A 14,224-nucleotide genomic window follows, 5' to 3' on the forward strand; every position below is an offset into this window, starting at 1 on the left:
AGAGCGTATACATATATAAAGATGACAGCACTACTTTACACTTTATAAAAACTACCATTTTAAACTTATATATTCCAGGAGGAATCTATATTATGTACGAAGTTAGATACAGAGAAGATAAAAATCGCATTTATGTAAAATTAGAAGGTCTTATGACATTAGAAGAGGCGAAAGTATACGATATAGCAGTACGTGAATGTGTAGACCAAGCTACATTAGGGTACACGTTCTGTATTGATATGGCCAAAGCTCAAGCAGCACCCCCTGAAGTAAATGACTATCTTGCGGGTCTTCGTGCCTACATGGCTGCAAAGCAGCTTATTGGTTCCTCGATGATCGTTAGCTCCGTACTTACCAAGCTTCAATTGTCCCGTTTGATTAAAGAAATCGGTGGTATTTTTAATGTGTCTCAAACCTACGAAGAAGCAGATAAATATTTGGATACGATATAAAAGAGAAAACTTTACGTAAGTAACTCTATTGAAAACTACATTGGGATTTTATATTGCTGTTTGTTCGCAGTTCACAGTTATGAACCGATAGCAAAAGACGGTACAGAGATTCATTTCTGTACCGTCTTTTTGTTTACATAAATAACTTTTACCAGCTTATCCTCACGAGATAGGCACGCATGTTTTTAATCCAAGTCTATTCAGCGCGAACATTATTCAAGATCTCAAATGAACGAAGCCTTGCATCATGGTCATAAATTTGACTGTTGATCATAATTTCATCCGCATTCGTTGATTCTAACAGTTCGGTCAGTTTGCGCTTGACAGTAGCAGGACTGCCAATAATCGATGTTGAGAGCGTACGCTGCACAAGCATTTTCTCATACTCGCTCCAAAGCTCCTCCATACTGTCAACAGGAGGCTGCAGCTTCTGCGGCCTATTGCGAATGAGGCTCAGGAACTGCTGCTGCGATGAGGTCGCCAATCGTTCTGCTTCTTCATCGGTATCCGCTGCTATGGCATTGACCGTTACGATAACATAAGGTGCATCCAACACTTCTGAAGGCTGGAAGTGGTTCCGATACACTTCCAGTGCAGGGCGTGTATTCTCAGGCGAGAAATGGCTGGCGAATGCAAAGGGAAGCCCAAGATCTCCAGCTAGTCGCGCACTGAAACCGCTCGAACCGAGCAGCCAGATCGGTATATGAAGGCCCTCGCCAGGTACGGCGCGAACCCGATTCTCAAGTGGTGAAGCATGTCGCAAATAATTTCGCAGCTCATCCAACAGCTCAGGGAATTCCTGCCCATTGCGGCCTGTATCACGACGAAGTGCTTGCGCAGTAAGCTGATCGCTGCCCGGCGCTCGGCCTAAGCCTAGATCAATGCGGTTCGGGTAGAGGGATTCTAACGTACCGAACTGTTCTGCAATAACGATTGGGGCATGGTTTGGCAGCATAATACCGCCTGATCCTACTCGGATGGTCGAGGTATTCGCAGCTACATGTCCGATAAGCACAGAAGTTGCTGAGCTTGCTATGCCAGGCATATTATGATGCTCGGCCAACCAATACCTCTGGTAGCCCCATGCTTCTGCATGGCGTGCTAAGTCTGCAGTTCGCCGAAAGGATTCGGCAGCCGTACTGCCTTCAACGATAGGAGATAGATCCAATACGGACAACGGGATATTAGCCAGTGATTGGTGAGTCGATTGTGATGGTTGTTCCATATTTTATAGGTCACCTGCTCTCTAGGTAATCGCTTTATGGCATGTTAATAACGAAATCATAAATGTAAGGAATGAATCTACAGCTAATAACATTTTAGCTTAATACCAGTAATGTACTAACAATTATAAAGTAAACATAGGGGCATGACAACATAACTGCTCCAAACAATGATATCCCGCATGTGATAGCTTGAATATTTTTCTTTTGGGGACTGCAATCCAAGATCATAAAGGGGAAACCTTGTCTATATACATAACTAAACAGTAGATTCGTCGGTGAGGAGAGTCAGGAAGGCAATGATTGATATACATACACATATTGTTCCGTGCCTTGATGATGGAGCACCTTCGCTTGAAGTCGCTGTATTAATGGCACGAATTGCATATGCACAAGGTATACGCGCTATGATTGCAACTCCTCATCATCGCAACGGCAGATACCGTAACGAAGCCGCTGACATCCAGATTGCTACAGCACGTTTAAACGAAGAGCTTAAGCAGCAAGGCGTCGATGTTATGGTATATGCAGGCCAAGAAATTCAAATGTACGACAGTCTGTTATTGGATTGGATCGAAGGCAAAACACTTCTCTCCTTGCATCGTTCCAAATACGTATTGATTGAGCTCCCTACTTCACACATACCGACCTCTTGTCGGGATTTGTTCTATGAGTTGAGGTTGCTTGGCATGGTCCCGATTATTGCACATCCTGAACGTAATGCTGAGGTGATGAAGGATGTAGGGCGATTGGTGGAGCTTGTTCGTGAAGGTGCAATATGTCAAGTAACGGCCAGTTCATTAACAGGCAGATTTGGTTCGAAAGTTAGGAGATTGGCATGGAAATTGTGCAAACAGAACTTTATTCATCTTATTGCGTCAGACTGCCACAATTGTCGTTCAAGGCCACCCGATCTTGCAAATTCCTATCAACAAATTGAAGAAGTGCTGGGCGAGCGTCTCGTTCAAAATTACATGCTGAACGCGATTAACGTCTTGCAGAACAAAGACATCGCGGTTCAAGAGCCTGCGCTGTCCGGTTCGATATGGCGTATGTCCCGGTATTAGACCATCTAACCCAAACTCAATAATAGATGTCCCATGGGTCAGAGTCATATAGAGGGCTCAATCGATGTGATAGGAGGGTCAATATGGAGGTGGGCATCAAAGAGATTTTACAAGTTATCCGCAAACGTAGCTGGTGGTTGGTTACGATTGTCGTACTCGCATCTGTATGTGCAGGGATTGTTAGTCTTTATTTATTACAGCCCAAGTATGAAGCTTCCAGTCAAATCATTATCAGTTCAACCAATACTACGGGTCAGTCTTTGATGAGCATAAATGAAGTAAATATGGATTTAAGGCTTATGGATACCTACAAAGAAATTATAAAGACCGTTGCGATGATGAAAAAAGTGACGGCGAATCACCCTGATATTGAACACACTCCGGAAGAATTATCTCGTCGATTGCAAGTAAACTCCGCAAGTTCAACACAAGTTATAACGCTTTCTTATCAGCATGAGAATTACAGCCAAGCAGTGAAGACCGTGAATGCTATTGTGCTTGAATTTCAACGTGAAATACCTTCTTTGATGAACATTGACAACGTGTCCATACTGGGGCTTGCCAATGAGGAAGCAGTTCCTGCACCAGTTAGTCCCAATATCGTGTTCAATGTAGCGGTTACCTTTATGATCTCATTGGTAGGTGGGGTGGCGTTGTTTGTTCTGCTTGAGATGTTGGATGACACCGTTAAAAGTGAAGAGGAGTTAGCACGATTGCTCAACTTGCCAGTACTAGCAACTGTAAATATCATCCGAGAAACGAACTTTACCAAATCGAGCACAGCAGTTATCCATGAGGAAGGAACGGGGAGCGATGTCACGATTGACGCGAAAGTCTAAATTGATTACGGCATACAGCCCGCTGTCTCCGATCTCGGAAGTATATCGGACACTGCGAACGAATATTCAATTTTCCTCGATTGATTGTCCGATGAAGTCCATCATGATTACTTCCTCCCGAGAAGGGGAAGGAAAATCAACAACACTAGTAAATGCAGCAGTCGCCTATGCGCAGTCCAATATGAAAGTTGTTATTGTTGATGCGGATTTGAGAAAGCCGACGGTTCATGAATTTTTCCATTTATCCAATCGAGTGGGTGTGACGAATGTATTAGCACAGCAAGCTAGTTTGGAATCCGTTATGTTAGAGAGTGGTATTCCGAATTTGAAGGTCATACCCGCTGGGACAATTCCTCCCAATCCATCAGAGCTGTTATCCTCTCCAAGTATGACTAGCTTCATGACGGAACTCAGTGAGTCGTACGATCTAATATTTGTGGATACTCCGCCAGTTCTGCTTGTAGCAGATGCTCAAATTATGGCTGCCAAATGCGATGGTGTGCTGCTTGTCGTTCAATACGGCAGAATAAAGCGTGAAGAGATAAGAAAAGCAAAAGCTAATCTTGAACTCGTCAATGCGAATTTATTAGGAACGGTACTTAATCAATATAAAGCAAAAGTGAGCAGCCGGTATCACTACTATAGGGAGTCATAAGCGAACACACTGTGAAGCGTGTGAGGTGGAACCGATGAAAGTGTTATTGATATCCAGCCTAGCTCCCTCGCTGTTAACCTTTCGGCTGGACATGATTAGAGCGTTTCAGAGGAATGGATATGAAGTTATCGCAATAGCTCCCGAGCATGGGCAGAAATGGGAAGCAGAATTCAAAGCGCTTGGAATCGTATATTACGCTATACCTATTGCTCGCACTGGCATGAATCCCTTTGAGGACATACGAACCTTTCTTCGTCTGATTCAGTACATACATAAAATCAAGCCTGACTTTGTTTTTGCTTATCAAGCCAAATCAATCGTATACGGATGTGTAGCAGCGAAATTAACGGGAGTAAATCGCATTTACGCATTGGTTGCTGGTCTCGGGTCTATTCTGCATAGCAATCGTAAATCCTCGATAAAAGCTGTTATCGTCAAACTTATTTTAAAGCTCCAGTACAAACTCGCGTTAGCTTGCTGTAAACGAGTGTTTTTTCAAAACCCAGATGATATGAAAGCAATGAGCAGCATGAATCTTATTCGTACGGAGCAGCCTTCACTTATTAACGGCTCTGGCGTTAATTTGAGTGTTTTCACAGAACAACCTCTGCCTGATCAGGATGTGTTTTTGTTTGTTGGCAGACTGCTTAAAGATAAAGGAATCCGTGAGTTTATGGAGGCAGCTAAGCTCGTAAGGGAGCAGTATCCGCAAGCTCGCTGTCTTGTTCTTGGCCCGTTCGATACCAACCCAACTGCTATTCATCAGCAGGAGCTGAAGTGCTTTGAAGAAGATGGCTCTATTGAATACATGGGCGCAACAGATGATGTTCGTCCTTACTTGAAGCAATGTTCTGTGCTCGTCTTGCCTTCCTATCACGAAGGGACGCCCCGTTGTGTGCTCGAAGCAATGGCTACTGGCCGTCCTATCATTACGACAGATGCACCAGGTTGCCGTGAAACGGTAGCCGATCAAATTAACGGTTTTCTCGTTCCACCTAAAAATGCGGCAGCACTTGCAGAAAAAATGATCTGGATGATCGAGAATAGGGAGCGGCTAAGATGGATGTCTCAGCAGAGTTTACGATTGGTTCGAGATAAATACGATGTCAACAAAGTGAATCAAGCGATTATGGAAACGATGCAAATCCAACCTTTGGAGGCTGTCAACTATGTTGGAGGCGATCAAAGATCATAAGAGGAAAATAGCGGTTGTTGGACTTGGGTATGTTGGCCTGCCGTTGGCCGTGGCCTTCTCCAAACATGCGAGTGTGATTGGATATGATAGCAGCGAGACTAAAATTAGCCTATATCATCGGGGGATCGATCCGACGAATGAAGTAGGAGACGACTCCGTTCAAGCGAGCAAAATGATGTTCACGAGCAACCCCGTTTATCTGAGCGAGGCTTCCTTTATTATTATAGCTGTGCCGACACCTGTTGATAAGCACAATAAGCCTGATTTGAGCGCCTTAATAAGCGCTAGTTCTATCGTGGGCAGCCATTTGCAAACGGGATCGATTGTCGTATACGAATCTACGGTCTACCCAGGTGTGACAGAGGAAATATGCATGCCTATTTTGGAGCAACAGTCTGGATTAAAAGCTGGCATAGACTTTCAAATAGGCTATTCACCTGAACGAATTAACCCTGGTGATAAAGTTCATCGACTTGAAACAGTTGTCAAAATCGTTGCTGGGCTTGACGAGGCCACATTGGAGACGATTGCTGGCGTGTATGAATTGATCATTAAAGCAGAAGTGTACCGGGCTCCTTCTATTAAAGTGGCAGAGGCAGCTAAAGTGATCGAAAATGCGCAGCGTGATATCAATATTGCGTTTATGAATGAACTATCGATTATATTTAATCGACTCGGCATTGATACGCTGGATGTACTGAAGGCAGCAGGTACGAAGTGGAACTTTTTGAACTTTCAACCGGGATTAGTGGGTGGGCATTGCATCGGTGTTGATCCTTACTACTTAACATACAAGGCAGAGGAAATTGGATATCATCCGGAAGTCATTACAGCTGGAAGACGAATCAATGACAATATGAGCAAGTACGTAGCGGATAGTCTCGTCAAGCAGCTGATTTATGATAACTGTTCCATTAAAGGCGCTAAAGTGCTGGTCATGGGTGTGACCTTCAAAGAAAATGTTCCCGATGTTCGTAATTCCAAAGTCGTATCAATGATTCGAGAACTGGAGCAGTATCATATCGATGTCGTGGTCGTAGATCCGCATGCAGACCGTGAAGTGCTATTTAATGAATATGGCATTGAGCTGGCTCACGAAATACCGCTCGTTGATGCTGTAATTGTTGCAGTAAATCATAGGGAGTATATGAATCTTGCTTTGGATGAGCTTCGTTCTTTGTATGAACATCATCGTTCAGTGCTAATCGATATAAAAGGAATCTATGATCGACGCGAGGCTGAGTCCAAAGGATATACCTATTGGAGGCTGTGATCGGATGGGATATCGTGATGTTACATTTCAAGCGGGTACGCAGTTCCTCGTAACTGGGGCAGCTGGTTTCATTGGCTCCAATCTTGTAGAGGCCCTTCTTCAGATGGGGATGAAGGTGAGAGGACTTGATAATTTTTCAACAGGAAAAAAGGAGCATGTTGTATTATTCCTAAACGATCCTAACTATACGTTTATAGAGGGCGATATTCGTGATGCAAATGTTTGCCGTGAAGCTTGCAAGCAGGTCGACTATGTTCTTCATCAAGCAGCGCTCGGATCTGTACCACGTTCTATTAGGGATCCGATCCTTTACGATCACAACAATATTGTTGGAACGCTTCATATTATGGAGGCAGCACGCTTATCAGGTACGGTAAAGAGGGTTGTGTATGCTTCCTCCTCATCAGTGTATGGGAATGCAGAACAGCTCCCTAAGATTGAAGGGCAGGAAGGGAAACTACTGTCTCCTTATGCGATTACGAAGGCCGTTAATGAGTATTACGGCTCGTTGTACACACGATTGTATCAGTTGCCTTGTGTGGGGCTTCGTTATTTTAACGTATTTGGCAGAAGGCAAGATCCTTATTCGACTTATGCGGCAGTCATTCCGTTGTTTGCCAAGCTTTTATTGGAAGGGCAGCAGCCTACGATAAATGGAGATGGAAGGCAGACAAGGGACTTCACTTATATTGACAACGTTATTGAGGCAAATCTAAAAGCTTGTGTGGCTGGGGACAAGGCAAATGGCGAGGTATTCAATATCGCATGCGCTGAATCGTTCACTATTGCTGACATGCTTCGAATGATGTGCGAGCAGCTGTCCATTCCGTATCGTCCGAACTATGGACCTGATAGGCAAGGGGATATTAAGCATAGTCTTGCGGATATTTCAAAAGCCCGTTCGTTATTGAATTATACAGCGGAATGGGATTTCCATCGGGGATTTGACGCAGCTGCTGCCTGGTATCGAGCCTATTTCAATCGCTAGATAAAAAGGGAGGTTTGATGAATGACGCATGCTCCTTATCGCGTTCTGCATGTATTTGCAAGAATGGACAAAGGCGGTGCTGAATCTCGTATCATGGATCTGTACCGTTATATGGATCGCAGTCACATTCAATTCGACTTCCTTAGTTTAGAGGGTGGGAAGCATTATTTTGATGAAGAAATTGCACAGCTCGGAGGGAGAAGGTTTGTTGTTCGCCACCCCAAAGAGAGCCTAATTGGCCATGTGCAGGATATGTACCACTTAATGAAAACCAAGGGACCATTTCAAGCCGTGCATGCCCACACGGCACATCATGAAGGTGTAGTGGCACTAGCAGCTCGCATGGCTGACATCCCTCACCGAGTATGCCATGCCCGAACAACGGGCACAGCGCGCTCTGCTTCGCTGCATAAACGAATTGCCCTGCTATTAGGCAGGTTGCTTATTTCATCTTGTGCCACGCGTCTGCTCGCAATAAGCCAAGCGGCAGGGAAATACTTGTTTGGTGAGCATGTCATGAAGCAGGGAAAGGTAGAGATCGTTCCTGACGCTATAGACTTGTCTGCCTATGAACAAGTCAATCATCTCGATCCACTCGTTCTGCGGCAGCAGGCAGGAATTCCGGCTTGCGGCATTTTGCTAGGGCATATTGGAAGTTTTCGCACTGTGAAAAATCAAACCTTCTTAGTGCGATTGCTAGAAAATTTACGAAGAACGGGCATTGATGCAAGGCTTGTTCTCATTGGAAGCGGGGATCAGCGATTAGAGATTGAACGGCAAGTCATAGAAGCTGGTCTTGCTGCTTATGTTCACTTTCTTGGTATTAGGGATGATATTCCTAGGCTCGTTCGTATGTTTGATGTTTTTGTCATGCCATCCCTTTACGAGGGATTAGGCGGAGCGGCTATAGAAGCGCAGGCTGCAGGCACAGCTTGTGTGCTGTCATCTACTTTGCCAGAAGAAGCGGATATGGGGCTTGGCACGGTGCGATTTGTAGACCTGAATGAATCCATGCCATTCTGGATGCAGGCTATTTTTAAACAAGCAAATGCAGTACGACCAAGGCCTGATGAGATACGAGCAGCCTTTTTAAGAAGAGGATTTTTGCTTGAGCATGCTGCTGACTGTATCCAACGTGCGTATGGGCTCTCAGACAGAAGCTGTGCGATTAATGATAGTGGAAGGATGTACGAGGGATGAGCAAAGAGTTGAAGCGTATCTTGCATATCATACCGTCAACTGGCTTTGGTGGCATTACATCCACGGTAATGAATCTATACCGTGCACTTGATAAAGAACAAGTTCAGTTTGACTTTGCATCGTTCAATCGCGGACATTTGCACGATGAAATTGTATCTATGGGTGGGCGCATTTTTTATTTTGAATATATGAAGAAGCAAGGTATTTTTCGTTACATGCGTGCGCTCAAGAAACTGATTCATGAGCAGGGCCCCTACCATGCGATTCATGTGCACAATGGCTACAAAGGTGGGTTTGCTTTATTAGCCGCTCGTATGGCAGGAATTGATACACGTATTTGCCATATTCATACGAGCAATGTTGAGCAGCGCTGGCAGAAGGCCATGCTGCCTTTGCTAAAGTCATTGTCGATTGGTCAAGCTACTGAGCTCATCGCTTGCGGTAAAGACGCAGGAACATTTATGTATGGAGCTCGCTCATTTTCCATACTGATGAATGCAATTCAACCCGAAGAGTATGCCAACCGTTCTCCGTGGGAGCGTGAGCAGTTGAGACGAGAGCTGAATATTCCAAGCGATTGTCTGGTCATCGGTCATGTTGGCAGGTTATCGCCTGTGAAAAATCATCATTTCATGCTCGAAATTGCAGAGCAATTGAAAAATCATCATGCAAGTGTACCGTTCCGATTTGTACTGGTTGGAGATGGGCCGCTGCAGTCCGAATTGGAGGAAATCATACGCAAGAAGGGACTGGAGAAGCACGTTTTTATGATAGGCTCCCGAGAAGATATACCTGCACTAATGAATATATTTGATTTATATTTGCTGCCATCCCACTTTGAAGGGTTGCCTGTTACGCTGTTAGAAGCGCAAGCCGCAGCGATCCCGTGTCTTGTATCTACAGGAGTAACTCGTGAGTCAGATATAGGGGCGGAGATGGTCACCTTTATGGATGTATCCGCTGGAGCGCAGGCTTGGGCATATGAATTACTGAGCTGTATCGATAGAGGGCAAGGCAATCAACAGGAGGCGCGAGCTAAGCTGACTGAGCGGGGTTATGATGTGAACAGCAGCCTAAACAGACTTTTACAGATCTATAACGTATAAATATCGCGCAATGCGCACGCGTCAGAAGGGAAGAGGTGCAGTGTCGCAACGTTCCATAAAGGACAGTCACGAGCTAAGAGGAACAGAACTACGCAATCGTACGATATCATTTGCAAACCGATTTCCTCGACTAGGTTGGTTCTATCCTAGCATTACAATATTGCTCATGCTCTATGCCGGCTTTCAACAACCCTCGCTGCTGCTCGTCGCCATGTTGTGCATGGGCATTTACATCGCCATATCTTCTGCTGACTCTAACTTCTACTTACTCGTATTTCTACTTCCATCTTTAAGTTTGTTTGTAACGGAACAAGCAGATTCCTCTTTTGCAACTATGCTGTTTTTAGCTGCTTTTGTAAAACACGTCGCTGCGAGAATAAGCAGCATGAAGCTGCATGTAGTCGGATTGTTGAGCATGTTGGGATTTATAATGCTCGAATTGCTGCATGTGTACACTTATTTATCAGAGTGGATGAATCCGACTGTAAGATGGATCGCGTTGATGCTGTATGCAAGCCTGCTTATTATCGATATGAACTTCAAACCCAGTTTCAAGCGTGCTGTCTACACGTTTACTTGTGGCATTTTAGTATCAAGTGCTTGTGGCTTGGTAATGAGCTTAACCAGTGAGTTGACTTCTGCCCCATTTCGTAGGTTTGAGGGTGTAGGTGGTGATCCGAACGGTTTCGGTATGATGGTGTTAATGGCGGCTTTTTTCCTCTTGCATCTGTACAAGCAAGCGCAAAAGCCCAATACATTACTTGTCTATAGTTCCATTGGTCTGTTGTTGTTGGGATTAACGACACTATCTAGGACCTATTTTCTTACCATGGGATTTATGGTGTTGCTCTTGCTCGGTTATATGGCAGTAACTGTGGATCGGAACAGTAGAAGGATGCGCTCGAAAATTATTGCAGCAGTATTGATACTAGGAACTGTATTTGCCATTCCCATGATGAATGTCATTCAATCGATAATTGATCGAATGTCCATTGGAAGCAGCTTGGACAAAATGACAGGTTCCCGCTCCTTTCTTGCTGAGCAGTATTGGACGCTGTTCAAAGATTCTTCTTTGTGGGAATTGTTATTTGGTAGAGGTATCATAGGATATTTGCCACAGAGCCCTATATCCGTTCATGGTCAGCAGCTAGGGCCACACAATACTTATTTAGAGTCACTCGTTGCATGGGGGATGGTAGGGACGGTTGTCTTTATCGCTTTTGTATGGCTGTTGGCTTATGTACAGCGGGTGAAGACTGGAACAGTCGATTTACACATAGAAACATTGCCGGCGCATTCACGAACGAATCCAAGTTTTCTCGCGTTTCTTCCCATCATCTCAACGATGATCTTTTTGTTGTCTCTGCATTCGCTAGGGATGTATACAACCTATTTCTATATCGTGCTGCTTATTATGAATTTGTACTATACAGAATCGGAAAGTGTTGAAGCGTTGGAAGCTGCCAATAACACAGAACCTGTGGCATCTGAGCGAGGGAGCGGGAGTATATGAGAAGCAAGCTGGCGCTGTACAATCTCTCGGCGAGTCTAGCCTTGCAATTCGTTACGGCACTTGTCGGCATTTTGCTGCCGCGCTTTATCATTGAAGCATATGGTTCATCCATGAACGGAATGATTGCTTCTATCACGCAAGTAATGCGCTACTTATCTGTTGTGGAGGCTGGGTTAGGAGCTGCATGTATTGCGGCTTTGTATCGCCCGCTAGCGAGCAATGACACGTATCAGGTGAGTGCAGTACTTTCGGCGGCACGAGTACTCTATAATAGAACGGGCAAGTTGTTTGCCATTTTTGCAATAGGGGCAGTGCTGGTCTATCCCTTTCTTGTCTACGCTCAGATTTCCATATTTACGGCAGGGGCGATGGTGTTCATTATGGCTGGGAGTGGATTAACGGAGTATTATTTAATCGGCAAATATCGTGTACTTCTAATCGCGGATCAGAAAAGTTATATCATTTCACTCATTCAGACCGCCGGCGTTATGCTCAATGCTGTCATATGCATTTTACTGATCATATATGGCTTTGATGCACTTACGATGCAGGCGGCTGCGACATTCATTTTTGCCTCAAGGGCGATATTTATTAAGAGGTATATTACTCGAAAATATAAGCAGATCGACTATCGAGCGTCACCTGACATGCAATCGTTGGAGCAGCGTAGGGATGTATTTATTCATCAGCTTAATGGTTTAGTTGTATTTGGCTTCGCGCCTATTATCATCACTATATTTTGCAATCTGAAAGAAGTAAGTGTCTATTCGGTATACAGTATGGTGTTTGTAGCTGTGAATATGTTTGTCTCCGCATTCTCTTCTGGATTAATGGCATCATTTGGGCAAGTGCTGGCGAAGGGGGAGGTGAGCGTGCTGAGACACAGCTTCAAAAGTTTTGAGTATGTATTTAGTGGCGTGCTCACTTGGGCGTACACATGTACAGCGCTGCTCCTTATTCCCTTTATTCAAGTGTATACCTCCGGCATTCAGGATGCGGACTACATCCGGCCAGATCTTGCTATCTTGTTCATTGCAGTCGGGATCGTAAGCAATCTGCGTACGCCACACCATATGCTTATTCAAGCTGCGGGACATTTTAGAGAAACGAGAAATCCTGCAATTATTGAGGCTGTGATCAGTCTGGCTGCTTCCATTCTATTCGTGCAATGGTTCGGTGCGGCAGGGGTATTACTAGGAATGTTATGTGCACATTTATATCGAACGCCAGAGCTTATTTGGTACACGTCAAAAACGATATTGGAGCAGTCTCCTACGTATGGATTGACTCGAAGCATTCGTAATGTAGGGTTGGGAGCAGGAGCTATTCTTTTGTGTACGTATTTTTTTACAAGGGGAGTAAACTCGTTAGGGGAATGGTTTGTCTGGGCGATCATAACAGCATTTTTCGTGCTCATTATTGTGGTTGCAGGGAATCTTATTTGTGAACCTCGTTCAGCTAGAACGGTGTTGATGAGAGGGCAGACTGTGTACCGAGGGATACGAAGTAAATCACAGTGAGCTTTAGGTTTGAGAAACATACAGCAATGTTATGGGACATTACGATATGAAAAATAACATGCGTGAGAAGGTTTTCGTGTATTGTGAAAGCGAGCTTTCTGATGCATGTTTTCGATTCTATAGATCTATATGTAGTCAACATAAGCAAGGTAATGGTACAATAACTTAAACGTTTAAGTTGTTAATTGAATGGGTAGTGTAAGTTGGAATATACGAATTAGGAGATGAGAAGGTGATTGCTTGAAAAAAGTAACGATTAAAGACATCGCGAAGGAAGCAAATGTATCTACAGCAACCGTTAGCTACATATTGAATAACGTCCCAAAGCAGACGATCACAGACGAAACACGATGTCGCGTGCTGGCAGCAGTAGAGCGCTTGAACTATGTGCCCAATCTCGCGGCTCGATCCCTTGTTAAGCGCAAGACGGGGCTAATCGGTATTTTGATTAATCGTGCTGCCAATGAACCGTGGTGGAGACAGCTTCGTTACGCTGACATGGTCAATCGATTGGAGCAGCTGTTGACCGAGCGAGGTTATCATGTCGTGCTATCTAGTATAGATGCTGAGAAGCCCAAAGTAGGGATTATTGCGGAGCGCAAGCTGGATGGTGTGTTCTTATTTGATGTAAAAGAGGAACATTTTTATTCCATTTCACATCATTTTCCTGCTGGTGTACCTTTGGTCGTTATTGATAGCTTGGTAGAGGATACGTTGTTCTATAAAGTCATCCATGACTATGAGTTCGTGCTGCAAAGTGCACAAGCATGGAATGCAGATCATGATTGCTATTACGTCATAGAACCTTATTACAATGAGCCTTATGTGCAAGCCATCAAAGACACGATTGGTGTTGAGGAGAGACAGTTGTATGTGATGGAGGATGAGGCACAGTTAGCTGAGTTTATAAACAGTCAGCCAGCAGGGAGCAAAGGCATTATATTTAATGAATTTATAGGAGCGCTTGCTGCCAAATATACTGATTCGTCTCATTTGACGATTATTTGCACAATGGGCTGCTCAGAGATTGTTCCTGCACCAGCCAAGCGTGTGTCTGCTGTAGAAAATAAGTCACAAATTAGCTTTGACCTGATGATGCAGCTCCTGAAGCAGGATGCTGCGCTTCCCAATGATAAATATATAAAAGTGAAATAAGGATGAAGGTAAAAGCAGAGTCACATCTGTTTTTTATT

13 protein-coding genes are annotated in these 14,224 nt (G+C 44.3%); 12 read left to right on the top strand and 1 reads right to left on the bottom strand.

All coding sequences use genetic code 11. The annotated features are described in order from the left end of the window. Positions 1 to 92 precede the first annotated feature (92 nt). Positions 93 to 452, top strand: a complete 360-nt coding sequence (locus tag NQ117_RS00900) for a protein kinase (protein WP_258276150.1) — start codon at positions 93 to 95, stop codon at positions 450 to 452. Positions 453 to 648: 196 nt separating this feature from the next. On the opposite strand, the gene NQ117_RS00905 is transcribed toward NQ117_RS00900, so the two are convergent. Next, complete coding sequence (locus NQ117_RS00905) at positions 649 to 1,677, bottom strand: LLM class flavin-dependent oxidoreductase (RefSeq protein WP_258276151.1); 1,029 nt, start codon at positions 1,675 to 1,677, stop codon at positions 649 to 651. 297 nt (positions 1,678 to 1,974) lie between these two features. Here NQ117_RS00905 and NQ117_RS00910 point away from each other — a divergent pair, with 297 nt between their 5' ends. The 11 genes from NQ117_RS00910 to NQ117_RS00960 all read left to right on the top strand — a co-directional run bounded on the left by NQ117_RS00910 (position 1,975) and on the right by NQ117_RS00960 (position 14,186). Continuing rightward, the gene (locus tag NQ117_RS00910; protein ID WP_258276152.1) at positions 1,975 to 2,742 is read left to right on the top strand and encodes a tyrosine-protein phosphatase; all 768 of its coding nucleotides are present in this window, start codon (positions 1,975 to 1,977) and stop codon (positions 2,740 to 2,742) included. An 83-nt stretch (positions 2,743 to 2,825) separates the two neighbouring features. Then, complete coding sequence (locus tag NQ117_RS00915; RefSeq protein WP_258276153.1) at positions 2,826 to 3,581, top strand: YveK family protein; 756 nt, start codon at positions 2,826 to 2,828, stop codon at positions 3,579 to 3,581. Continuing rightward, the gene (locus NQ117_RS00920) at positions 3,556 to 4,236 is read left to right on the top strand and encodes a CpsD/CapB family tyrosine-protein kinase (protein WP_258276154.1); all 681 of its coding nucleotides are present in this window, start codon (positions 3,556 to 3,558) and stop codon (positions 4,234 to 4,236) included. The genes NQ117_RS00915 and NQ117_RS00920 overlap by 26 nt, the downstream gene beginning before the upstream one ends. 34 nt (positions 4,237 to 4,270) lie before the next feature. Further along, positions 4,271 to 5,431, top strand: a complete 1,161-nt coding sequence (locus NQ117_RS00925; RefSeq protein WP_258276155.1) for a glycosyltransferase family 4 protein — start codon at positions 4,271 to 4,273, stop codon at positions 5,429 to 5,431. Beyond that, complete coding sequence (locus NQ117_RS00930) at positions 5,406 to 6,704, top strand: nucleotide sugar dehydrogenase (protein ID WP_258276156.1); 1,299 nt, start codon at positions 5,406 to 5,408, stop codon at positions 6,702 to 6,704. The genes NQ117_RS00925 and NQ117_RS00930 overlap by 26 nt, the downstream gene beginning before the upstream one ends. Before the next feature lie 4 nt (positions 6,705 to 6,708). Beyond that, positions 6,709 to 7,692 (top strand): NAD-dependent epimerase/dehydratase family protein, encoded by a 984-nt coding sequence (locus NQ117_RS00935; protein WP_258276157.1) that lies wholly within the window; start codon positions 6,709 to 6,711, stop codon positions 7,690 to 7,692. A 21-nt stretch (positions 7,693 to 7,713) separates the two neighbouring features. Beyond that, a complete protein-coding gene (locus NQ117_RS00940; protein WP_258276158.1) occupies positions 7,714 to 8,892 on the top strand; it encodes a glycosyltransferase family 1 protein in 1,179 nt (392 codons plus the stop codon). Continuing rightward, positions 8,889 to 9,998: a glycosyltransferase gene (locus tag NQ117_RS00945; protein ID WP_258276159.1), complete on the top strand. Its 1,110-nt coding sequence runs from the start codon at positions 8,889 to 8,891 to the stop codon at positions 9,996 to 9,998. Before NQ117_RS00940 ends, NQ117_RS00945 begins: the two co-directional genes overlap by 4 nt. A 40-nt stretch (positions 9,999 to 10,038) precedes the next feature. Then, positions 10,039 to 11,511, top strand: a complete 1,473-nt coding sequence (locus tag NQ117_RS00950) for an O-antigen ligase family protein (protein ID WP_258276160.1) — start codon at positions 10,039 to 10,041, stop codon at positions 11,509 to 11,511. Next, positions 11,508 to 13,031 (top strand): lipopolysaccharide biosynthesis protein, encoded by a 1,524-nt coding sequence (locus NQ117_RS00955; protein ID WP_258276161.1) that lies wholly within the window; start codon positions 11,508 to 11,510, stop codon positions 13,029 to 13,031. The genes NQ117_RS00950 and NQ117_RS00955 overlap by 4 nt, the downstream gene beginning before the upstream one ends. Before the next feature lie 240 nt (positions 13,032 to 13,271). Continuing rightward, entirely contained in the window at positions 13,272 to 14,186 is a 915-nt protein-coding gene (locus NQ117_RS00960; protein WP_258276162.1) for a LacI family DNA-binding transcriptional regulator, read from the top strand. The last annotated feature ends 38 nt before the right edge of the window (positions 14,187 to 14,224 follow it).

Origin of the sequence: Paenibacillus sp. SC116 (assembly GCF_024733555.1) — a bacterium.
Classification (GTDB): Bacteria; Bacillota; Bacilli; order Paenibacillales; family Paenibacillaceae; genus Paenibacillus_B.

Excerpts from the sequence above, each read along its gene's own strand:
- NQ117_RS00900 (WP_258276150.1), top strand. The coding sequence starts at position 93 with ATGTACGAAGTTAGATACAGAGAAGATAAAAATCGCATTTATGTAAAA.
- NQ117_RS00905 (WP_258276151.1), bottom strand. The coding sequence starts at position 1,677 with ATGGAACAACCATCACAATCGACTCACCAATCACTGGCTAATATCCCG.
- NQ117_RS00910 (WP_258276152.1), top strand. The coding sequence starts at position 1,975 with ATGATTGATATACATACACATATTGTTCCGTGCCTTGATGATGGAGCA.
- NQ117_RS00915 (WP_258276153.1), top strand. The coding sequence starts at position 2,826 with ATGGAGGTGGGCATCAAAGAGATTTTACAAGTTATCCGCAAACGTAGC.
- NQ117_RS00920 (WP_258276154.1), top strand. The coding sequence starts at position 3,556 with ATGTCACGATTGACGCGAAAGTCTAAATTGATTACGGCATACAGCCCG.
- NQ117_RS00925 (WP_258276155.1), top strand. The coding sequence starts at position 4,271 with ATGAAAGTGTTATTGATATCCAGCCTAGCTCCCTCGCTGTTAACCTTT.
- NQ117_RS00930 (WP_258276156.1), top strand. The coding sequence starts at position 5,406 with ATGTTGGAGGCGATCAAAGATCATAAGAGGAAAATAGCGGTTGTTGGA.
- NQ117_RS00935 (WP_258276157.1), top strand. The coding sequence starts at position 6,709 with ATGGGATATCGTGATGTTACATTTCAAGCGGGTACGCAGTTCCTCGTA.
- NQ117_RS00940 (WP_258276158.1), top strand. The coding sequence starts at position 7,714 with ATGACGCATGCTCCTTATCGCGTTCTGCATGTATTTGCAAGAATGGAC.
- NQ117_RS00945 (WP_258276159.1), top strand. The coding sequence starts at position 8,889 with ATGAGCAAAGAGTTGAAGCGTATCTTGCATATCATACCGTCAACTGGC.
- NQ117_RS00955 (WP_258276161.1), top strand. The coding sequence starts at position 11,508 with ATGAGAAGCAAGCTGGCGCTGTACAATCTCTCGGCGAGTCTAGCCTTG.